The organism is Leifsonia psychrotolerans, from assembly GCF_013410665.1.
GTDB lineage: Bacteria > Actinomycetota > Actinomycetes > Actinomycetales > Microbacteriaceae > Cryobacterium > Cryobacterium psychrotolerans_A.
Genome location: NZ_JACCFM010000001.1, coordinates 2,069,517 through 2,091,723, shown reverse-complemented (window position 1 = coordinate 2,091,723; position 22,207 = coordinate 2,069,517). Strand labels below are relative to the sequence as shown.

Below are 22,207 nucleotides of genomic sequence, written 5' to 3'. Positions count from 1 at the left end.
CACGCTACCCGCTGCCGCTCGGTCAGTGGGCCGGTGCGTTCGCGAACGTCGCGAGTAGGCGCTGCAAAGAGTCAAGACGGGCCGTACCCGTCTCGCCCAGCCTGCCGGCCTCGACGGCCTCCATGATGGCGCAGTCGGGGGAATCCGGCAGATGGGTGCACCCACGCGGGCAGGTCTCGGCGATCGTGGCGAGATCGGTGAACGCCTTGAGGATGTTGTCGGTGTTGATATGTCCGAGCCCGAACGAACGCACGCCGGGAGTGTCGATGACCCAGCCGCGACCCTCATCGGTTTCGAGACGCAGGGAGATCGTGGACGAGGACGTGTGTCGTCCGCGGCCGGTCACCGTGTTCACCACGCCGACAGCCCGCTTCGCATTTGGTACCAGCGCGTTCACGAGGGTGGACTTGCCCACTCCGGAGTGCCCAACGAAGACCGTGTCGTGCCCGACGAGCGCGGCGGTGATCTGCTCGAGCGGCATGATGTCTTCCCGACTCTCGAACACAGGCAGGTCAAGCCCGGCGAAGTTGCTCAGAAATTCGGCAGGGTCGGCCAAATCGGTCTTGGTGATGCAGAGAATGGGGGAGACGCCGGCGTCGTAGGCGGCCACGAGGTACCGGTCCACCAAACGGATGCGTGGCTCAGGATTCGCCGCTGCCACCACGATGAGCATCTGGTCGGCGTTGGCGACGATGACGCGTTCGACGGCATCCGTGTCGTCGGCGCTGCGGCGCAGCAACGTGGTGCGCGGCACAATGCGCACGATGCGCGCGAGGCTGCCCTCCGCGCCCGTCGTGTCTCCCACGATATCGACGCGGTCTCCCGTGACCACCGCCTTCTTGCGCAGTTCGCTGGCCCGCGCGGCGGTGACCCGGCGTTCGGTGGGCAGATCCTCGTCGAGCATGACGGTGTAACGGCCACGATCGACGGCGAGAACGCGAGCGGTGAGAGCGTTGTCATGGTCGGGCCGAATCTTGGTGCGCGGCTTATTTCCCTTGCGGTTGGGGCGCACCCGCACACTGGACTCGTCGAATTCTGGTTCGTCGTCTTCGTCGGTGGTCCACCAGCTCATCTAGAGCGCTGCCTCACCGACGAGAGCGCGCCAGAGGTCGGCGAACTGTGGCAGGGTCTTGGCTGTGGTGCCGATGTTCTCGATCTCGACGCCGGCAACAGCAAGGCCGATGATGGCACCGGTGGTCGCCATCCGGTGGTCGTCGTAACTGCGCCACGGTCCGCCGTGCAGAGGGCGCGGTTCAATCTGCAGGCCGTCTTCGAGTTCGGTGACGTTGCCGCCCAGCCCGTTGATCTCGGCCGCAAGGGCCGCCAAGCGATCGGTTTCGTGGTGGCGGATGTGGCCGATGCCCGTGATGGTACTCGGCGAGTCGGCCAGGGCGGCCAGCGCCACGAGGTTCGGAACGAGCTCACCGCCCGTCGAGAGGTCAAGGGTGACCCCGCGGATGCTCTCGCCACCGGTGACCGTGACGCTGTCGGCGGTGCGAGTCACTGTGGCCCCAAAGCGCGGGAGAAGGTCGATCAGATTGGCCCCGACCTGGGTGGTGCGCTGCGGCCAACCGGTGATGGTGACGCTGCCTCCGGCGACGAGTGCGGCGGCGAGGAACGGCGCGGCGTTCGACAGATCGGGCTCAATGTCAATCTCGGCGCCGGCAATCGGGCCGGCGCTGATCATCCACTCGCCGAGTGCGGGGCTCTCGACCGTCACGCCACGACCGGCGAGAGTGGCGATCGTCATGTCGATGTGCGGCAGGCTGGGCAGGCGCTCGCCGCTGTGACGCAGATGCAGCCCCTTCTCGAACCGGGCGCCGGCCAGGAGCAGGGCCGACACGAACTGGCTGGACGAGCCGGCGTCGATGGTGACCTCACCACCGGGCAGCGAGCCGCTCCCGTGCACCGTGAACGGTAGCGCCATACGGCCGTCGTCATTGACGTCGGCTCCGAGTGCGCGCAGCGACGAAACAGTTGTCGCCATGGGGCGGCGGCGTGCGCCCTCGTCGCCGTCGAAGGTCGTCGGTCCGAGCGCCAGAGTGGCCACAACCGGCAGAAAGCGCATGACGGTTCCGGCCAAACCGCAGTCGATGGTGGTGGAGCCGAACAGCTCACCCGGTGTGATCCGCAGGTCGTCGCCGAAGGCGCCCTCGCCCGGAACAGCGTCGATGGTGGTGCCGAGCTGACGGAGGGCCGCGACCATCAGATCGCTGTCACGGGAGTGCAGCGGCGCGCGAAGCAGTGAGGGCGAGTCGGCCAGAGCGGACAGCACGAGTTCGCGATTGGTCAGCGATTTTGAGCCGGGAAGCCCAAGTGTGGCGGCGAGCGGGCCGTGTGCCTCGGGCGCCGGCCAAAGCGTGGCCGCGTCATCCGGCGCCGTGTCGCCGTAAGGGTTGAACTCCGGTTTGGAATATCTCGAGATCAGCATTGGTTATCAGAATAGTCGGTGATTGATGGAAGAGGGAGGTGCGAGTGGCAGCACGACAGCTTATGGAGCGGCCGAAGTCGGGCAGACGTAGTGGGCCAGCGGTCGACGGCTTAGGATTGCCGGTGATGACTCACGACACGCCTTCGCCCTCCACGCCGCCGGAGAACGTTGAATTGGCCGATAAGCGCGACTTATTCGAGGAACAGGCCCTGCCGTTCATCGATCAGCTTTACGCCGCGGCGATGCGCATGACGCGCAATCCCTCCGATGCGCAAGATTTGGTACAAGAGACCTTTGTGAAGGCATTTGCTGCATTCAAACAGTTTGAGCAGGGCACTAACCTCAAGGCCTGGCTGTACCGGATTCTGACCAATACTTTCATCAACACCTATCGCAAGAAGCAGCGCGAGCCCTATCAGGGAACGATTGACGAGCTCGAGGACTGGCAGCTCGGCGGGGCAGTATCGACCACAGCCATGGCCAGTCGGTCGGCCGAGGCTGAGGCCATCGACCACCTGCCGGACAGTGCCGTCAAAGAAGCGCTGCAGTCGATTCCAGAAGATTTTCGGTTGGCCGTCTACTTCGCCGATGTCGAAGGGTTCTCCTACCAGGAGATCGCCGAGATCATGAAAACACCAATTGGCACAGTGATGAGCCGACTGCATCGGGGCAGACGACTTCTTCGCGATCTGCTGTCGGGCTATGCGGCCGAGCGCGGGCTCGGCACCGGTCAGAACAGCAGCAGCCAGACACCGCCCGGGAGTGCGAAGAAATGACAGATTGCGGATGCGAGAAGGCCAAGGCCGAGCTCGAAGAGTACTTGCACAACGAATTGTGCCGGGAAGACGCAGCGGATGTGCGGGAGCACCTGGCCAGCTGCTCGGACTGCAGCAGCGAACACCTGGTGGGCATCACGCTCATCGAGGTGATGCAGCGTGCCTGTAAGGAAACCGCGCCGGAAGACCTGCGGGACATGGTGCTGCTGAAACTGCGCGCCATTCAGTCCGGGCACTAGCAGTTCCGACCGGGCCCAGCACGACGTGCCCCGCTCGGGTCGTCGGCTGGCTCTCATCGGTCGACTTCGAGGCCACAGGATTTTCTGAAGATTGTTCCATGAGAGGACTACCTTCAGAGATGTGATGAAAGCGTCCCCCTCTTCTTCCGGTGCGCAGGGCGATTCGCGGTCGCGGGTGCCCGGGTGGTTGCGCATCCTGCTGCCCACTGTTGTGCTTCTGGTGTGGTTCGCCCTCTTCGGTGCAGGAGGGGCGTCGTTCGGTCAGATCAGCGCGGTGTCGACCAATGATGCGGTGCAGCAGCTTCCGGCCAGCGCTGACGCCACCAAGGTACAGCTGCTGCAGTCGGACTTCCGTGGCAGCGAATCGGTGCCCGGTGTGGTTCTCTTTGTTCGAGACGGCGGCCTGAGCGACTCCGATCTCACCGCGATCGATGAGCGGGTCAGCACGCTCGAGAAGCTGGACGGTGTGTTCTCTGGGTCGGCGTCGCCGATTCTGATCTCGAACGACAAGGCGGCCGCCGAAGTCATCCTGCCGATCGACTCGAACTATACGACGGCCACTGTGGTCGACGAGATCAGGGCGACCCTGGCGGATCAGCCGATCGACGGGGTGACCACGTTTGTGACCGGGCCGGCCGGACTGCTCGCCGATCTGACCGGCGCCTTCGCCGGAATCGATGGGATTCTGCTGCTCACTGCGCTCGGCGCCGTGTTCATCATCCTGATCCTCGTCTACCGTTCACCACTGCTCCCGCTGATCGTGCTCGGCACAAGTCTGTCGGCGCTCTGTGCCTCCGTGCTCGTGGTCGTCGCGCTCGCGCGGGCCGGCGCGCTCACCCTGACCGGGCAGACCCAAGGCATCCTCTTCATTCTTGTGATCGGTGCGGCGACGGACTACTCCCTGCTGTACGTGTCGCGTTTTCGAGAAGCTCTGCGTGACAAAGAACATAAGTGGGACGCGACCTGGACGGCGCTGCGCGGGTCATTCGAGCCCATTCTCGCTTCCGGGGGTACCGTCATCGCGGCGCTGCTCTGCTTGCTCTTCAGCGATCTCAACACCAACAAATCACTCGGTCCGGTGGCGGCGATCGGGATTGCCTTCGCGATCGTCGCAGCATTGACGCTTTTGCCGGCACTGTTGTTGTGGGCCGGACGGACGGCATTCTGGCCGGTGCGTCCGAGGTTCGGTTCCGTGCACCCCGCTCTGTCCGGAGCCGGGGCGAAGGGCATCTGGCCGAAGCTGGCCCGCGTGGTCAGCACGCGTGCGCGTCTGGTCTGGGTCGCTTCGACCCTGATCTTGCTCGTCGCCTCTCTCGGTGTGTTCCAACTCAAGGCGGATGGCATCTCCCAGAGCGACTTCGTTCTCGGTGCCTCGCAAGCGCGTGACGGTCAGGCCGCGCTCGGTGAGCACTTCCCGGGCGGCTCCGGCACACCGGCCCTTGTGGTTGGCCCTCAGGCCGATCTGCAGAAGATGGCCGACGTGCTGCTCAGCAACGACGGGGTGGATTCCGTCTCGGTGCTCGCGAAAGACTCGGTGAGTGGCACCACTCCGATCACGACCGAAGGACTTCAGGCCGTGGGTCCTCCCGGCACGCCGGTCGCGGAGCCGACTGTCGTCAACGGCGAAGTGATGATTCAGGCCACGTTGAACGCCGCCGGTGACTCGCCGGCTGCGGAACAGACGGTACGTCAGCTGAGAGTCGACGTGTCCGAGGTCAACGCGGGAATCCTCGTCGGAGGAACGACGGCGATTGCCATCGATACCAACGACACGGCGATCCGTGACCGCACCCTGATCATCCCGATCATTCTGGTCGTGATCCTGCTGATCCTCATGTTGCTGCTGCGCGCGATCGTTGCACCGCTGTTGCTGATGGGGACGGTTGTGCTGTCGTTCGGGGCGACCCTCGGTGTGTCGGCCTGGGTGTTCAACGACGTGCTGCGCTTTCCGGGTGCCGACCCGGTTGTTCCCCTCTACGGGTTTGTCTTCTTGGTGGCACTGGGTGTCGACTACAACATCTTCCTGATGAGCCGGGTGCGTGAGGAATCGATCCGGCACGGCACGAGGGAGGGAATCCTGCGCGGCCTCGTCGCAACCGGCGGCGTCATCACCTCGGCCGGTGTCGTCTTGGCCGCGACGTTTGCAGCGCTGGGGGTGCTGCCGATCCTGTTCCTGGCCCAGATCGCATTCATCGTGGCGTTCGGTGTCTTGCTCGATACCTTTCTGGTGCGCTCGCTGCTGGTGCCGGCACTGGCCCACGACATCGGTCGAGAGATGTGGTGGCCGTCGAAGCTTTCCCGGCGCTGACGGCCCCGACTGCACGGATGGCGGCTCCCTCAGTTGCCGCCGTTGTCCTCGTCCATGTGCTGTAGCCTCGACTCCTCGAGGTCGAGCATGTCTTGCGCGCGGGCCAGCACCCGGGAACTATACGAACCGGTGGAACGCGCATCGAGCAGGGCAGCCCGTTCGGCCTGCAGGATGCGCAGGCGGAGCGCGCGCTGCTGTTCGTGCGGTCCGATCCCGCTGGGATCGGTGAGCTCGGCGATGGCCTCACTCAAGAGGATGCTGTCAGACCTGACTCGTTCGATCACAGCGTGGTCGAACGGTGTGCCGTCATCTTGGACCAGGTTTCGCGCGTCGAGGGATTCCCGGCCGATCTGACTGATGTCGCCGATCAGGTCGGCGAGCTCGGCGCGGTCGGCATCGGCATCCGATCCGACGATTCGCAGTTTTCGGATCAGGAGGGGCAGGGTGCTGCCCTGCCCGAGGAGGGTGACGAGGGCAACGGTGAAGGCGATCAGGATCAGCTGAGGGCGATAGGCAACACCCAAGGGCAGCGATTGGGCGGCGGCGAGGGTGACCACCCCGCGCATGCCGCTCCAGGCCAGCACGGCGCCGCCGCGCCAGCTCAGGCCGTCTGCAGCGAGAGACTCGACATCCGCTTGCTTGCGGTGCAGAAAATGTCGCACCCGTCTTGTGCGTTTGGCGCTGCGCTGATCGGGAATTGGCTGGGCGTCCAGGCGGTCGAGGGCCGATGCCAGCGCTGGCCCGCGCGACACGGCCCTGCGCTGGTCGCGTTTGAGCACGGCGATGAGCGGGGCCACGAACACGATTCTGATCACGATGAGAAGGACGGTGATGAGCAGTCCAAGACCGATCGCATGCCACACGCCGAGATTGTCGTCATGCACCTCTTCGATCAGTGTCTTGATCTCGAAGCCCATCAGCAAGAAGACGCCGTTCTCAAGAATGAACTGGATGGTGCGCCAATTCAACCGCTCGCTAATGCGATCCTGGGCGCTGAAATAGGTGGCGCTGGCATGGCCGGTGACCAGGCCGGCCACGACCACGGCGAGCACGCCGGAGGCATTGATCTCTTCGGCTGGGATATAGGCGAGAAACGGAACGGCGAACGAGATCGTGGTGTTGAGAACTGTGCTGCGCAGTCTCGATCGGACCAACACCGTTGCCCAGCCGAGCGCCAGCCCGACGACGATCGCGCCGGCGACGGCGTAGACGAAATCACCGGCGATCTGCCAGAGCGAGACAGTCCCGGCCGTCGCGGCGATCGCCGAGCGCAAAAGGACCAGAGCCGACGCATCGTTGACGAGGCCCTCGCCCTCCAACACGGTGACGAGGCGCGGTGGGAGACCCAGACGTTTGCCGATGGCTGTCGCCGCGACGGCATCCGGAGGGCTGATGACGGCGCCCAAGGCGATCGCTGCCGCCACATCGAGCCCCGGCAGCAACAGGTGCAGAACCAAGCCGCTCACGACGGCCGAAACGATGACGAGCAGCACCGACAGGCTCGTGATCGCCTTAAGATTTCGGCGGAGATCGACGAGTGGCACATTGACGGCTGCCGAGTACAGGATGGGCGGCAGCACGAAGGCAAGGATGGCCTCGGGGGGAACATTCACTTCCGGAACGCCGGGGAGAAAGCTCGCGCTGATTCCCAGCACGACCAGCACGAGTGGGGCGGCCACACCGAGTCTCGGCGCGACGGTCGCGACGCCGACGACGATCAGAAGCCCGATGAGCGCCAGGAGGGGGTAATGCACCTATTCACTGTACGTCGGGTGATTCCTGCGCGGCGGCCTGCGAAACGGGATCTTCGGCGGCGCCGCGCCGCTGGAAGAGTAAGTCGGGAAGCAGAAAGGAGACCGCGCGGGGGCGCGATCTCCTTCTGAGCTGAAAACAGTGACCGGTTAGAGGGTCAAGGCCTTCTTGATGAGTTCTGACTGCTCTGCGGCGTGACGCTTCGATGAACCCGCGGCCGGCGAGGCCGACGCTTCGCGCGAGAAGACACGCACGTCGCGCGGACCCATCTTGTTCGTCTCGAAGTAGAAGAACGGCCAGGCGCCCTGGTTCTCTGGTTCGTCCTGAACCCAGGCCAATTCGGCGTTCGGGTACTGATCTGCGACGGCCTTCATTGGGGCGACGGGAAGTGGGTAGAACTGTTCGAGGCGCACGAGGGCGATCTCGGGGTTCGGGTTCTTCTCCAGCTCGTTCAGCAGATCGTAGTAAAGCTTGCCGGCCATAAACAGCACCCGTTTGACGGCGGCCTTGTCGTCGATACGAACATCGTCGATCACCGGCTCGAACTTGCCGCTGGTGAAATCGGCAATCTCGCTGGTGGCACCGCGCAGCCGCAGCATGGCCTTCGGGGTGAAGACCACGAGCGGACGGCGGGGCCGCATGTACGCCTGGCGGCGCAGCAGGTGGAAGTACGACGCCGGCGTCGACGGGCGAGCCACTGTCATGTTGTTCTCGGCGCAGAGCTGCAGGAAGCGCTCGATCCGAGCCGACGAGTGGTCGGGGCCCTGACCCTCGTAGCCGTGCGGCAACAGCATGACTACCGAGGAACGCTGGCCCCACTTCTGCTCTGCCGAGGAAATGAACTCGTCGATGACGGTCTGGGCGCCGTTGGCGAAATCACCGAACTGAGCCTCCCAGAGCACAAGCGCATCGGCTCGTTCGACCGAATAGCCGTACTCATAGCCGAGGGCGGCGTATTCGCTCAGCAGAGTGTCGTAGATCCAGAAACGCGCCTGGTTCTCACTCAGATTGGCGAGCGGCAACCACTCTTGGCCGTTGACCCGGTCATGGAGCACGGCGTGACGCTGCACGAAGGTGCCTCGGCGGGCGTCCTGACCGGCGAAACGCACGGGGGTGCCTTCAAGCAGAAGCGAGCCGAGGGCGAGAAGTTCGCCGAACGCCCAGTCGATTTTGCCGTTGCGGCTCATGTCGAGTCGCTTGGCCAGCAGCTGCTGCAACTTGCCGTGCACGGTGAAACCGGCCGGCTTGTTGTTGAACGCGTCACCGATCGACGCGATGACGGCGGCCGGAACGCCCGTCGTCTCGGGTTCACCGGCTGCAGCGTCGGCAGACTGGCTGTTGACGTCAACAACCGAGATCGGCGCGGACTGTGCGGCGTGCGTCTCCATGAAGGCACGCTCGAGGCGGTCCTGAAAGTCGCGGTGAGCGGCTTCGTACTCTGCTTCGGTGATATCGCCACGGCCGATGAGTGCTTCGGTGTACAGCTTGCGCACCGAGCGCTTGGCTTCGATCAGGTTGTACATGAGCGGCTGCGTCATCGAGGGGTCGTCGCCCTCGTTGTGGCCACGTCGGCGGTAGCACACGAGGTCGATGACCACGTCACGCTTGAACTCCTGGCGGTAGGCGAAGGCGAGTTCGGCCACACGCACGACCGCCTCGGGGTCATCGCCGTTGACGTGGAAGATGGGCGCCTGAATGGTCTTGGCGACATCTGTGGAATAGGTCGAGCTGCGGCCTTCACCTGCTGACGTCGTGAAGCCGACCTGGTTGTTGACCACGACATGGATCGTGCCGCCCGTGCGGTACGCCCGCAACTGGGACATCTGCATGATTTCAACGACGATGCCTTGGCCGGCCATCGCGGCGTCGCCATGAATCAGGATGGGCAACGTCGAGAAGGTGCCGATGGGCTTGCGGTCCTGCTTGGCGCGCACGATTCCTTCGAGAACGCCGTCGACGGCCTCCAGATGCGAGGGGTTCGCGGCCAGGTAGACCGGGATCTCCTGGCCGTTTTCACCCCGGAAGACACCCTCGGTGCCGAGGTGGTACTTCACGTCGCCCGAGCCCTGAACGGTACGCGGATCTTGCGTGCCCTCGAACTCCTGGAAGATGTGACCGTAGGTCTTTCCCGCGATGTTCGTCAGAACATTCAGACGTCCACGGTGCGCCATACCGATGGCGGCCTCGTCGAGGTTCTGCTCGGCCGCACCGCGCAGAATCGCGTCGAGCAGGGCGATCGTGGACTCGCCGCCCTCAAGGCTGAAGCGTTTCTGTCCGACGTATTTGGTCTGCAGGAAGGTCTCGAATGCCTCGGCTTCGTTGAGCTTGCCGAGAATGCGCATCTGCTCATCGTGCGTGGGCTTTTCGTACGCCTTCTCGATTTTCTCCTGCACCCACTTGCGCTGGGCCGGATCCTGAATGTGCATGTACTCGATGCCGGTCGTGCGGCAGTAGCTATCACGCAGCACACCGAGGATGTCGCGCAGCGGCATCCGTCGACGTTCACCAAAGCCGCCCGTGACGAACTCGCGATCGAGATCCCAGAAGGTCAGCCCGTGGCTCGAGATGTCGAGGTCGGGGTGTGAGCGCTGCACGTATTCGAGAGGGTCGATGTCGGCCATCAGGTGACCGCGCACGCGATAGGCGTTGATCAGTTCTTGCACGCGAGCGGTCTTGTCGACGGCGCTGGCCAGATCGACGCTGATGTCGGGGGCCCAGTGGATGGGGTCGTACGGGATGCGCAGGGCCGAGAAGATGTCTTCGTAGAAGTTGTGCTTGCCGATCAGAAGCTCGTGCACGATCTTCAAGAACTCTCCCGAGCCTGCACCCTGGATGACGCGGTGGTCATAGGTGCTGGTCAGGGTGATGGTCTTCGAGATTGCCAGGTTCGTGAGCGTCTTTTGGCTTGCGCCCTGGAACTCGGCCGGGTAATCGAGGGCGCCCGCGCCGATGATGCAGCCCTGGCCCTTCATCAGCCGCGGCACGGAGTGAACCGTGCCGATGCCGCCCGGGTTGGTCAATGACACGGTCGCGCCGGCGAAGTCGGCGGCGGTCAGCTTGTTGCCACGTGCCCGTGCGACCAAGTCTTCGTACGCCGCGAGGTACTCGCTGAACGTCATGGTGTCTGCGCGCTTGATCGCAGGCACCATGAGAGCGCGGCTGCCGTCTGGCTTGGGGATGTCGATCGCGAGACCCATGCCGACGTGAGCGGGGGCGATGACCGAGGGCTTGCCGTCAACCTCGTCGTAGTACACGTTTTGGCTCGGGAACATCTTGAGAGCGCGCACGAGCGCCCAGCCGATGAAGTGCGTGAACGACACCTTGCCACCGCGCGCACGCTTCATGTGGTTGTTGATGACGATGCGGTTGTCGATGAGGAGCTTGGCCGGAATGGTGCGCACGCTCGTGGCCGTGGGAACCGTGAGGCTGACAGCCATGTTCGCGGCGAGAGACTTTGATGCGCCGCGTAGCGGGGTGACGACGTCGACAGCGACGGGGGCGTCCGCAGCGGGGGCGACAGCGGTCAGCGGACTCGTGATCGGCGCATCGGCCGGAACCGGCTCCGGCTTCGGTGCGACCGAGGTCGTGCGCGCGGCCGGCTGGCTTCCGATCACCGGGATCGGAGCGGTGAGCGGTGCGGCCGCCACGGCGGCAGCCGGAGCATCGGGCAGGGCGGATGCTGCCCCAGCCGGGCTATTCGCGGTCTGGTGGTAGCTCTCAAGCACGGGCCACCACGATTCATCAACTGATTTCTTGTCGATGAGGTACCGCTCGTAGAGCTCGTCAACGAGCCATTCATTCGCTCCGAATTCGCCCGACGTTGTCTCGTCGGACCCACCGGTCAACTGGCTTGACACAGCCGATCGCCTACTTTCTCCGTTGATTCAGGAAGTTCTTGGCGGCAAAAATTCGCCGGCACAGTATGCCTGTCAAGCCTAATCCACTTGTGAGCCACTGCGGTCACCGAGCGCGAGGGCTAGCTTTACTCGTATGAGGTTCTACGAAACGGTTCCGAGTCATGATCTGACTTACTCTGACGTGTTTCTCGTTCCGAGCCGATCGGCCGTGTCGAGCCGTCTGGATGTCTCCCTCGCCCCCGGTGACGGCACCGGCGCGACCCTCCCTCTCGTGTCGGCGAACATGAACTCGGTGACCGGTCCGCGCCTTGCCGCAACGTTGGCCCGACGCGGTGGCCTCGGCGTGTTGCCGCAGGATATGCCCTTACAAGACTTAGACGCTGCCATTCGCTGGGTGAAGGCACAGTCCGTGCGGTTCGATACCCCGTTCAGCTTCGGTGCTGACGACACAGTGCAGATGGCACTCAACCAGGTGCCGCCGTCGAACGGTCAGGGACTGATCGTTCGAGATTCGAGGGGTGACTACCTGGGCTGCGTTGTGGCATCGCGATTGGCGACGGCACCGCCGGAGGGCAGGCTCGTCGACCTTCTGCACGACAACCTGGCCGCGCTCGATGCCGACGATGTCGACGATGGGCGGAAAGCATTCGATCTGATGGTCGCAGCCGACCTCGATTTCGTGCCGGTGCTGCACCACGGCGCGGTCATCGGAACGCTGAGCCGCACGAGCGCTCTGCGATCCACGCTGTACGAACCCGCCGTCGACGCGCGGGGGTGCCTCACGGTCGCCGCTGCCATCGGCATCAGCGGTGATGTCGCCGCCAAAGCGAAGGCGCTCGCCGGTGCAGGGGTCGATGTGCTGGTCATCGACACCGCCCACGGCCACCAGGAGGGCATGCTTCGGGCGATCCGCATCGTGGCCGACCTCGGGCTCAACCTCCCGCTCGTTGCGGGCAACGTCGTCACGGCCGGCGCTGTGGCCGATCTCGTCGACGCGGGCGCCACCATCCTCAAGGTGGGAGTCGGGCCTGGCGCCATGTGCACGACCCGCATGATGACGGCTGTTGGGCGCCCCCAATTCTCGGCGGTGCTCGAAACCGCCGCGGCGGCCCGTGCGGCCGGTGCTCACGTCTGGGCCGACGGGGGAGTGCGTTACCCTCGCGATGTTGCACTCGCCCTGGCCGCGGGGGCCTCCTCGGTCATGATCGGCTCGTGGTTCGCCGGCACGATTGAGGCACCGGGCATCCTCAAAACGGATGCCGCCGGCTCGCTCTACAAGGAGAGCTGGGGGATGGCATCGACCAAGGCCGTGCGCGATCGCTTCGAGCGACTGGACGCCTACGAATTGGCCCGCAAGACCCTGTTCGCCGAGGGAATCTCAAGCTCGAAGATCTACCTCGACCCGCTGCGGCCCTCGGTGGAGGATCTGCTGGACATGATTACGTCGGGAGTGCGCAGTTCGTTCAGCTATGCGGGTGCCACAACGTTGCCAGAATTTCAGGAGCGCGCCCTGGTCGGCATTCAATCGGCCGCAGGCTATGAAGAGGGCAAGGCGCTGCCGGTTTCGTGGTGATGCGACTGTCACGGTGCGTGACGGGTGGCCCTGGGCTTGGATGTGACCCTCACGCTGAACAACGCAGCGGCGGACAGCGCAGGCACAGGGGCCTGCCGGTATAGTTGACGGCACAATGGATGACCCCCCCTCTGCACAATCCCCCAGTCATAAACCTTCGCCCGTGATCTGCGGCGGTGAGCATCATGTTTGAGTGGGTATCGCTCGGCATCGGCCTCATCCTGACCGTGGGCACGGGCCTTTTCGTCGCCAGCGAATTCGCGCTGGTCAACCTCGATCGATCCGAGCTGGAAGCGCGCCAAGCGAAGGGTGAGAGCCGCCTGGCGATGACCATCGCCGCGCTGAAGATCACCTCGACCCACCTGTCGAGTGCCCAATTGGGCATCACCCTGACGACATTGCTTACCGGGTACACCATCGAGCCGGCGCTCAGCACGCTCTTCTCCCCGGCGCTGACCGCCGTGGGGATCCCCGCCGGATTCGTCCCAGCGATCGCGACGACGGTAGCCATCGTGATTGCGACACTCCTGTCGATGATCATTGGTGAACTGGTTCCGAAGAACTTTGCGCTGGCGCTTCCCCGTCAGACCGCCAAAATCGTGATTCCGTTCCAGACGGTATTCACGATGGTTTTTCGTCCCGTCATCTTCGTGCTGAACGGCAGCGCGAACGGAATTCTGCGTTCGTTCGGAATCGAACCCAAGGAAGAGCTCTCCGGAGCGCGAACCGCCGAGGAGCTCTCGTCGCTGGTGCGCCGTTCTGCGAGCGCGGGAATGTTGGAGAAAGACACCGCCACACTGCTGCATCGCACCCTGCAGTTCTCCGGGCACAACGCATCCGATGTCATGACGCCGCGCCCACGGGTTGCGAGCATCAGCCGCACGGCGTCGGCGCTCGCCGTGATCGAACTCACACGCCAGACCGGCTATTCGCGGTTCCCGGTGATCGACGAGAGCGTCGACGACGTGGTGGGCATCGTGCACATCAAGCAGGCCGTTGCCGTTCCGCGGCACCGGCGGGCGGATGTCCCGGTTTCTGCGTTGCAATCGGAGGCGATCCGCGTTCCGGAGACCATGAAGCTCGACGGCCTGCTCAGCGAGCTTCGTGGCCGCGGCTATCAGATGGCCGTCGTCGTTGACGAGTACGGCGGAACAGCCGGTGTCGCGACGCTGGAGGACCTGGTTGAGGAGCTCGTCGGTGAGGTTGCCGATGAGCATGACCGCACCCGAGCCGGTGTCGTGCACTCGCAGGACTCGCTCACCTTCCCGGGGCTTTTGCGCCCCGACGAGGTGCTCGAGCGTGCGGGGATCGTGGTGCCCGCAGACGGCCCGTATGAGACGGTGGCCGGTTTTGTGATGAGCGAACTGGGCCGGCTCCCCGTCGTGGGTGACGTCGTTCAGATCGAGGCGGGCGTGTTGCGCGTCGAGCGTCTCGAGGGGCGTCGAATCGACAGGATACGGTTCACGCCAGCCCCCGAACCGGAAACCACTCCGGAAAGTGAGGAGAAGCGATGAGCGACTGGGCAGGAATCGCGTGGCTCTTCGTCTTGCTCGCGGGCAACGCGTTTTTCGTTGCCGCCGAGTTTGCCGTCATCTCGGCACGTCGCTCCCAAATTGAACCGCTGGCCGAAGCCGGCAAACGCAGTGCGAAGACGGCGCTGTGGGCCATGGAGCACGCCACTTCGATGCTGGCGACGGCGCAGTTGGGTATTACCGTGTGCTCGCTGCTCATCCTGAACGTCTCAGAGCCTGCGATCCATCATCTGCTTGAGATTCCGCTCGGATTGACGGGGCTGTCGGCAGAGGCCATCGGAGCCGTTGCCTTCATCATCACCCTGCTGCTGGTCACCTACCTGCACGTGGTGTTCGGTGAAATGGTGCCGAAGAACTTGTCGTTCTCGCTGCCCGACCGCGCGGTGCTGATTCTCGCCACACCTCTGGTCTTCATTTCACGAGTGTTCTCCCCGGTGATCAAGGCGCTGAACGCGACGGCGAACTCCGTGTTGCGTCTGTTCGGTGTCGAGCCGAAGAATGAGGCGACAAGCACGTTTACGCTCGACGAAGTGGCGAACATCGTCACCCAATCAACGCGCGAAGGGGTGCTGAGCGACGGTTCCGGCGCCCTGAGTGCCGCGTTCGAGTTCACGACTCGCAAGGTGAAAGACGTCGCCGTGCGACAGGGCGACCTGATCAGCCTGCCGGAGTCTGCGACCCCCGCGGATGTGGAGAAGGCGGTGTCGAAGCATGGATTCTCGCGCTACGTGGTCGTCAATAGCGCCGGAGAGCCGACCGGGTACATCCATTTGAAGGATGTGCTCGATCTCGACATCGATTCGGCGTCAGGTGCGGGGACCACCGCGTACTCGGCTCCGATCCCCGGCAAACGGATTCGTCAGCTCGCGTCGATCTTTGAAAACACCGACCTGGAAGACGCTCTCGCGACAATGCGCCGTTCGGGTGCCCACCTGGCGCGTGCCTTCACGACGGAGGGGGAGACCACCGGAGTGTTGTTCCTTGAGGACATCATCGAGGAGTTGGTCGGCGAAGTGCAGGACGCGACCCGACGCGACTAGGCGGAAACTTTGGGGAGTCAGTCCCGCCACTGGGCGCGCAGGTACTGTGGCGGCCAGTAGTCCAGACTGACTCCCAGCTCGTGGGCGGCCCGTAACGGAAAGTGCGGGTCGCGCAGCAGCTGGCGGCCGAGTAGCACGGCGTCCGCCTGGCCGGACGCGACGATCTCTTCCGCCTGTGCCGGAGTCGTGATGAGGCCGACCGCCGACACCGCGACATCCGCCCGCGTCTTCACGAACTCGGCCAGCGGAACCTGGTAGCCGGGGCCGAGCGGAATCGTCACACCCGTCACATTGCCGCCAGAGGAGATGTCGAAGAAGTCGGCACCGTGTTCCGCGGCCCACCCGGCCACCGTCACCGTCTGCTCCTCATTCCAGCCGTCGGGAGCGTAGTCGGTCGCCGAGAAGCGCACGAACAGCGGCACGGTGTCGGCGACCACCGCACGGATGCCGTCAATCACCTCGAGGAGAAAGCGCGCGCGGTTCGCCAGGGAGCCGCCATACCGATCGGTGCGCAGGTTGCTGAGCGGCGACAGGAACTGGTGCAGCAAATAGCCGTGCGCCGCGTGGATCTCGAGCACGTCGAAGCCCGCGTCAACGGCGCGTCGGGCCGCCGACGCAAAATCGTCGACGACCGCAGCGATCTCGTCGACCGTGAGGGCGACGGGGGAGTCATAGCCGGGAAAAGGCACGGCCGACGCCGACACGGTCGGCCAGCCGCCATCGCCGATCGGCCGGGTGCCGGCCTGCTCGGTTCCCCAGGCCGGCCAGACCGAGGCTTTGCGGCCAGCGTGCGCGAGCTGCAAGCCGGCCGACGTGCCCTGGCTGTGGATAAAGGTCACGATGCGCTGCCAGGCCCTGGCCTGTTCGTCAGTCCACATGCCGGTGTCCTCGGCTGAAATGCGCCCCTCCGGACTGACCGCCGTGGCTTCGGCGATGACGAGCCCCGCGCCACCGCGGGCCAGCGCGCCAAGATGAACCAGATGCCAGTCCCGGGGGATTCCGTCGTGCTGGTCGATCGAGTACTGACACATCGGTGCAACCCAGAGCCGATTGCGCAGCGTGACACCGCGCACGGTGAATGGTGTGAAGAGCGCTGAAACGGAAGACATGAAGACGACCTTTCCTCGACGAAACAACCTATCGTGAGTGCATGATGATTCCCGCGGAATGGGGTGATTGGGCGCCCGCCCAGGCGCGTGACTGGATTGCCGTTCCCGGCGCCCACGACGACAAGTACTCGCGGGGCGTGCTCGGGCTGCTGACCGGTTCGGCCGACTACCCGGGCGCCGCGGTGCTGGGCGTCGAGGCCGCGCTGCACAGCGGGGTTGGGATGGTGCGGTATCTCGGGCCGCAGCGTGCCGCCGATTTTGTGCTCGCGCGCCGCCCAGAAACTGTCACTGCGATCGGCCGGGTGCAGGCCTGGCTTCTGGGATCCGGCATGGACGCTGCCGCTCGCGATGCACCGACGAGCGCTTCCCTCGCCTCGGCGCTGGCGGAGGGACTCCCCACCGTGATCGACGCCGGGGCACTCGACCTGATCGGCGCTGCCACCGGGCCGGTCGTCATCACGCCTCATGCGCGTGAGTTGGCCGGTGTGCTCGGCCGGGTGGGGATCACGGTGTCCGCCGAGCAGATCGCAGAAGCGCCGGGGGAGTGGGCCGTTCGTGCCGCCGAATCGCTCGCCGTGACAGTGCTGCTCAAGGGGTCGGTCACCCACGTGGCCTCGCCGCTCGGTGTTCGCCTGACCGTGGCGCGGGCAACCCCCTGGTTGGCGACGGCCGGCACGGGGGACGTGCTCGGCGGCGTGCTTGGCGCGCTGGTCGCCACGCACAGCGATCGGATCAGAGCGGATGCCGGGGCCCTCGCATCGCTGGCCGCCACCGCATCCCTCATTCATGGGCTCGCCGCCCACCGGGTGTCTGCGGGCGGTCCGTTCACGGCGCTCGACCTGGCCGGTACGGTATCGCAGGTGGTGCGGGATCTAGCGACCGGGAATCCCGAACTGTGAGCGCGCACGCGTCTGTGCCACAGTGAAGCGTGCAGCTTTCTGAATCGTCACCGCGGCCGACGGCATCCGTTCGCTGGATGATGCGCAGCGTGACGCTGTGGAGCGGCTTTGTTTTCGTGCACGCCGTGCTGATCACACTCTGCCTCACCGCGCCGGGCTGGCCGCTCGGCGACGTGGAAGGCGTCTACCTGCCGTGGGCAGAACACGTGGCGGCGGGCGTTGCCGTGCCCGGCATCACCACAGATTTCGTGTACCCACTGCTCGCGCTCGTTCCGATCCAGGCGGCGCTGGTGTTCGGGCCAGCTCTGTATTCCCTCGCCTGGCTCGGCCTGGTCACGCTTGTGAACGCAGTGGCGTTCCTCTTTCTGCTTCGACGCCGATCGACCCCACGGCCGGCTCGGGCCGCCTGGTGGTGGCTGGCGTTCCTCCTGCTGCTCGGACCGATCGCGTTGGCCCGCATCGACGCGATCACCGTTCCCCTGGTGATTGTGGCTCTACTGGGGCTGCGCACTCGTCCGCTCTGGGGAACCGTGCTACTCACTCTCGCAACCTGGGTGAAGATCTGGCCGGTCGCAGCGCTTGCGGCACTCTTTGTGGTGTCACGGATGCGCTGGCGTGTCGTCGCCGTCGCTGCCGGGGTGAGCGCTTTCGTTGTGACCATCGCTCTCGCGTTCGGCAGCGGTCTCACCGTGTTCAGCTTCATCGGTGCGCAAACCAGTCGCGGTATTCAGATTGAGTCGCCGATCGCCGGGATTTGGATGTGGCAGGCCGCGTTGCATCTGCCCGGAAGTTTCGTCTACTACGACACCGACATCTTGACGTTTCAGGTGGTTGGCCCGGGCAGCGCGGTGGTGGGCAATGTCCTGACGCCGTTGCTCATCATCGGTGTCGGGCTGGTTCTGCTCGTGGGCGGACTGGCTGTGCGTCGTGGCGTCGCCGCCGAGGTTCTTTTTCCGTCGCTCGTGCTGGCCCTGGTGTTGACGCTCATCACCGTCAACAAGGTGGGCTCACCCCAATTCATCACCTGGCTGGCCGCTCCGGTGATTGTCGGTCTTGCGCTGCACGGAGTGCGGTGGCGTACTCCCGCCATCCTGGCCCTGGTGTTGGCCGGTCTGACCCAGCTGATCTATCCCTTCCTCTATGACTTGCTGCTCGTCGCCAACCCCCTGGTTGTGCTCGTGCTCACGCTACGAAATCTGCTCGAATTCGTGCTTCTCGGCTGGGCGATCTGGTCGATCGTCTCTGCCCGGAGCGATGCCCCAGCAAACCCCCAGGCCCCACGCCCAGACTCGTCAGACCTGTCACATCTGTCACAACAGTCACCACTCACCAAGGAGTAGCCCATGCTTGTCGCCTTTTCTGTCGCACCCTCCGGAGCCGACAACCCCGACGCCTCCGTGCACGATGCTGTCGCTGCAGCCGTGAAAATCGTGCGCGACTCGGGGCTGCCGAACCACACCGACTCGATGTTCACCACCATCGAGGGCGACTGGGACGAGGTATTCGCCGTGATCAAGGCGGCCACGGATGCCGTCGGTGCGTTCGGGCCGCGGGTGTCGTTGGTCCTGAAGGCCGACATTCGCCCCGGTCACACGGGGGAGCTCACCGGTAAGGTCGAACGTCTCGAGAAAGCGATCGACGAATCAGTGTGACCGGCCGGGCCGTCCTCACAGGCGCCTCAGCCTGACCGGCATCTTCGTAGTCGGTCCCACACCGTTGACCGCACCCACCCCGCACCCACCCCGCACCCACCCCGCACCCACCCCGCACCCACCCCGCACCCACCCCGCACCCACCCCGCACCCACCCCGCACCCACCCCGCACCCACCCCGCACCCACCCCGCACCCACCCCGCACCCACCCCGCACCCACCCCGCACCCACCCCGCACCCACCCCGCACCCACCCCGCACCCACCCCGCACCCACCCCGCACCCACCCCGCACCCACCCCGCACCCACCCCGCTGCTCGACCCCTCCGCTGATCGAGCCCTCCCGCTGATCGAGCCTGTCGAGATCCCGCGAGCCGGTCCCGCGACCGGGGACCGCGGTCTCGACACGCTCGACCCACGGGTCACTGACCGACCCCACATCCCCCTCCCGCTGATCGAGCCCGCCCGCTGATCGACCCCCCCCCGTTGATCGAGCCTGTCGAGATCCCGCGAGCCAGTCCCGCGACCGTGGACCGTGGTCTCGACACGCTCGACCCACGGGACTGTGATGGCGCCCACCCCGTTCCCACGCCGTTGATCGAGCCTGTCGAGATCCCGTGAGCCACCCTCGAGACCCGCGGGCAGGGTCTCGACCGGCTCAACCCCTCGATCCCTCCACAGACACAGCTTCTAGAAGTTATGCACCGATACTGAGAAAAGCTCGTAATCGTGTTCGTTCTTTGGGAGAATGGAGCTATGTCAATCACCTCCCCACCCCCAGTCTCCGCCCCGGAGCCGACACCCGCCTCGGGTACGTCGGCACCGACCGCGGCCATGGTGCTGGCGGCGGTCGAACAGGCCCGCTCTTCTCTGGCAGTGCTCGGAACCGTCAGCCCCGAGGCGTTCACCGACGATGACCTACTCGGGGTGCTCGGTGCGTTCGAAGGTGTGGGCCGGCTGGTTGATGCCGGCCGGGTGGCTGTGGCGGCGACGGTCGAGGAACGCTCCGGCCGATGGCTGGGCCGGGACTCCCTCGCCGCGAAGCGGGGCTGCACCACTGGCATCGACCTGATCACCCGGGTCACCCGCATTTCCGGCCGGGAAGCGAAACGCCGCAGCGCCCTCGGCCTGCGGATGCAGGACACCCAGCACGTCGAAACGATCATCCCCGCACTGTTCCCCACCGTGGGTGCCGCGGTGGCCGACGGCTCACTGGGGGTGGATGCGGCGGAGGTGATCATGTCCGGTCTGGCCGAGATCTCCCCGCGCGTCGCCCCCGATGATCTTGCGGCTGCGGAACGCGCTCTGGTGTCTGCGGCGACGGGCACGATCACGGCCGAGAATGAGGGTGAGCCGGGCGCGGGCTTTGCGTTCTCGGCGGACTCACTGCGGGTGCAGATGTTGCAGTGGCAGGCGGCGCTGGACCCCGACGGGGTGGCGCCGAATGAGACTGAGGTTGAGGCGACGAGCACGATCAGTTTCGGCCGCTTCAAAGACGGCATCTACCCGGTGCGAGGCGGGGTGACTCCTGATCTGTACGGAATCATGAACCTCACCTTCGACGCATTCATCGCCGCCCGCAAAACCCCCGCGTTCCCCACCGCCGCCGAACAAGCCCGCGACCAAGCCCGCGACCAGGCCCGCGACGACCGCGCCGAGCACGACGACCGTGCCGAGCAGGATGCCCACGACGACCGCTCCGAGCAGGATTCTCACGACGGTCCCGACGACCACGACCACGACGACCACGACCACGACCACGACCATGACGACCACGGCCAGGGTCCAGCCTCAGCCGAGGCTCCTCTTCCCGGGTTGGCCGGGCATGAGTTCGATGACGTCGACACCCGCACGGCCGGTGAGAAGCGGGCCGATATTCTGCGCGGCATGTTCACCCAGCTGGCCCAGGCCGACAGCACGCCCAGCATTGGTGGTGCACCGCCGACGGTGGTGGTGCATGTGAACGTGAACGATATTGAAGCCGGTCGTGGTGTCGGCTGGATAGATGGTGTCGACGCCCCGATCTCGCTTCGCACGGTGGATCAGATGATGTGTGCCGGAGGGACCCAAACGGTTCTGTTCGGTCCGAATGGTGAGGTTCTGACGCTGACCGATCCGCAACGACTGTTCAACCGTGCCCAACGCCGGGCGATCCTCGCCCGCGATGGCGGCTGCGGCGTTCCCGGCTGTGATGCCCCCGCACAGTGGCTCGAGTTTCATCACGTGATCCCCTGGAGCAAAGGCGGCGTCACTGAGGTCGACAATGGTGTGGCGTTGTGTTGGCGGCATCATCACACCATCGAAACGTCCGGCTGGGAGATCCTCATGGTCAACGGCCGACCCCAAGTGAAGGCCCCGGCCTGGATCGACCCGAGCCGTACCTGGCGTGACGCCAACCGCCACCGCACCGACACCCACCGCACCGACACCCACCGCCGCGACTGAGACGCCGGGACTGGCCCGCCGGGAGACAAGGTAAACGCCGTGACCGAGTCGCCCACGGATGCGGTCGGTGCGTTCGGGTCGCGGGTGTCCTCGGTCGCGAAGGCCGACATTCGCCCCGGTCAGACAGGGGAGCTCACCGGAAACGTCGAACGTCTCGAGAAGGCGATTGACGAATCATCCTGATTTCCGGTGCGCCACCCGGGATGCGTCCAGAAACTTAGGAGCTGAGCACCTGCGCTCGCGCCGCTGCGCGCTCGTCCGCGCTGATGGTTCCGGCGGCATGTAACTCGTCGAGCGCCGTGAGGCGCTCGGTCAGGCTGCGTGTGGGAGACAGCGTTTCACTGTTCATCGCCTTCAGGTTCATCGCCTTCACCGCGAGGTCTGACTCGCTCGTCGTCGGGTCCAACCCGGCACTCTTCAGACGGAGCGCGTTGCGCACGATGAGTGCGCACGTGGCAATGATGCCCAGTACGACCAGACAACCGACCACGACAATCGCAGACCACAGGACGTCATAGCCGGCGGGAATCAGTGGATTCGGTTGCATGTCTGAACGGTACAGGGTGAACGGGGCGGCGGCGAGGCGTGCAGCGT

17 protein-coding genes are annotated in these 22,207 nt (G+C 65.1%); 11 read left to right on the top strand and 6 right to left on the bottom strand.

Annotated features, from left to right (window positions below; translation table 11 throughout):
• Positions 1-22 precede the first annotated feature (22 nt).
• Both rsgA and aroA read right to left on the bottom strand, forming a co-directional pair.
• Positions 23-1,072, bottom strand: coding sequence for a ribosome small subunit-dependent GTPase A (rsgA, locus tag HNR05_RS09755; protein ID WP_179578832.1), 1,050 nt, complete (start codon positions 1,070-1,072; stop codon positions 23-25).
• Positions 1,073-2,431 (bottom strand): 3-phosphoshikimate 1-carboxyvinyltransferase, encoded by a 1,359-nt coding sequence (gene aroA, locus HNR05_RS09750; protein ID WP_179578831.1) that lies wholly within the window; start codon positions 2,429-2,431, stop codon positions 1,073-1,075.
• A 125-nt stretch (positions 2,432-2,556) separates the two neighbouring features.
• Here aroA and HNR05_RS09745 point away from each other — a divergent pair, with 125 nt between their 5' ends.
• The 3 genes from HNR05_RS09745 (at position 2,557) to HNR05_RS09735 (ending at position 5,754) form a co-directional block, all read left to right on the top strand.
• Positions 2,557-3,207 (top strand): sigma-70 family RNA polymerase sigma factor, encoded by a 651-nt coding sequence (locus tag HNR05_RS09745; protein ID WP_179578830.1) that lies wholly within the window; start codon positions 2,557-2,559, stop codon positions 3,205-3,207.
• Positions 3,204-3,446, top strand: coding sequence for a zf-HC2 domain-containing protein (locus HNR05_RS09740; RefSeq protein WP_179578829.1), 243 nt, complete (start codon positions 3,204-3,206; stop codon positions 3,444-3,446). The genes HNR05_RS09745 and HNR05_RS09740 overlap by 4 nt, the downstream gene beginning before the upstream one ends.
• 124 nt (positions 3,447-3,570) lie before the next feature.
• The gene (locus HNR05_RS09735; protein ID WP_179580779.1) at positions 3,571-5,754 is read left to right on the top strand and encodes an MMPL family transporter; all 2,184 of its coding nucleotides are present in this window, start codon (positions 3,571-3,573) and stop codon (positions 5,752-5,754) included.
• A gap of 29 nt (positions 5,755-5,783) precedes the next feature.
• Here the strand turns inward: HNR05_RS09735 and HNR05_RS09730 are convergent, their stop codons facing one another.
• Both HNR05_RS09730 and HNR05_RS09725 read right to left on the bottom strand, forming a co-directional pair.
• Positions 5,784-7,508, bottom strand: coding sequence for a cation:proton antiporter domain-containing protein (locus HNR05_RS09730; protein ID WP_179578828.1), 1,725 nt, complete (start codon positions 7,506-7,508; stop codon positions 5,784-5,786).
• Positions 7,509-7,655: 147 nt separating this feature from the next.
• Positions 7,656-11,363 (bottom strand): multifunctional oxoglutarate decarboxylase/oxoglutarate dehydrogenase thiamine pyrophosphate-binding subunit/dihydrolipoyllysine-residue succinyltransferase subunit, encoded by a 3,708-nt coding sequence (locus HNR05_RS09725; protein ID WP_179578827.1) that lies wholly within the window; start codon positions 11,361-11,363, stop codon positions 7,656-7,658.
• 133 nt (positions 11,364-11,496) lie between these two features.
• Here HNR05_RS09725 and guaB1 point away from each other — a divergent pair, with 133 nt between their 5' ends.
• From guaB1 to HNR05_RS09710, 3 genes are all read left to right on the top strand, one after another.
• The gene (gene guaB1 / locus HNR05_RS09720) at positions 11,497-12,936 is read left to right on the top strand and encodes a GMP reductase (protein ID WP_179578826.1); all 1,440 of its coding nucleotides are present in this window, start codon (positions 11,497-11,499) and stop codon (positions 12,934-12,936) included.
• 185 nt (positions 12,937-13,121) lie between these two features.
• Complete coding sequence (locus HNR05_RS09715; RefSeq protein ID WP_179578825.1) at positions 13,122-14,450, top strand: hemolysin family protein; 1,329 nt, start codon at positions 13,122-13,124, stop codon at positions 14,448-14,450.
• Positions 14,447-15,508 (top strand): hemolysin family protein, encoded by a 1,062-nt coding sequence (locus HNR05_RS09710; protein ID WP_179578824.1) that lies wholly within the window; start codon positions 14,447-14,449, stop codon positions 15,506-15,508. The genes HNR05_RS09715 and HNR05_RS09710 overlap by 4 nt, the downstream gene beginning before the upstream one ends.
• A 17-nt stretch (positions 15,509-15,525) precedes the next feature.
• Here HNR05_RS09710 and HNR05_RS09705 read toward each other — a convergent pair whose 3' ends face one another.
• Positions 15,526-16,617 carry an NADH:flavin oxidoreductase/NADH oxidase gene (locus HNR05_RS09705; RefSeq protein ID WP_179578823.1) on the bottom strand — a complete coding sequence of 364 codons (1,092 nt, stop codon included), beginning with the start codon at positions 16,615-16,617 and terminating at the stop codon, positions 15,526-15,528.
• A gap of 41 nt (positions 16,618-16,658) precedes the next feature.
• On the opposite strand from HNR05_RS09705, the gene HNR05_RS09700 reads away from it, so the two are divergent.
• The 5 genes from HNR05_RS09700 to HNR05_RS09680 all read left to right on the top strand — a co-directional run bounded on the left by HNR05_RS09700 (position 16,659) and on the right by HNR05_RS09680 (position 21,796).
• Positions 16,659-17,516, top strand: coding sequence for an NAD(P)H-hydrate dehydratase (locus HNR05_RS09700; RefSeq protein ID WP_218868860.1), 858 nt, complete (start codon positions 16,659-16,661; stop codon positions 17,514-17,516).
• A 29-nt stretch (positions 17,517-17,545) separates the two neighbouring features.
• A complete protein-coding gene (locus HNR05_RS09695; RefSeq protein WP_343062543.1) occupies positions 17,546-18,856 on the top strand; it encodes a glycosyltransferase 87 family protein in 1,311 nt (436 codons plus the stop codon).
• 3 nt (positions 18,857-18,859) lie between these two features.
• Positions 18,860-19,168, top strand: a complete 309-nt coding sequence (locus HNR05_RS09690; protein ID WP_179578822.1) for a thiamine-binding protein — start codon at positions 18,860-18,862, stop codon at positions 19,166-19,168.
• A 756-nt stretch (positions 19,169-19,924) separates the two neighbouring features.
• Positions 19,925-21,613, top strand: a complete 1,689-nt coding sequence (locus tag HNR05_RS09685; RefSeq protein ID WP_179578821.1) for an HNH endonuclease signature motif containing protein — start codon at positions 19,925-19,927, stop codon at positions 21,611-21,613.
• A 39-nt stretch (positions 21,614-21,652) separates the two neighbouring features.
• A complete protein-coding gene (locus tag HNR05_RS09680) occupies positions 21,653-21,796 on the top strand; it encodes a hypothetical protein (protein ID WP_343062542.1) in 144 nt (47 codons plus the stop codon).
• Positions 21,797-21,830: 34 nt separating this feature from the next.
• Here the strand turns inward: HNR05_RS09680 and HNR05_RS09675 are convergent, their stop codons facing one another.
• Positions 21,831-22,160, bottom strand: a complete 330-nt coding sequence (locus tag HNR05_RS09675; protein WP_179578820.1) for a hypothetical protein — start codon at positions 22,158-22,160, stop codon at positions 21,831-21,833.
• Between the last annotated feature and the right edge of the window lie 47 nt (positions 22,161-22,207).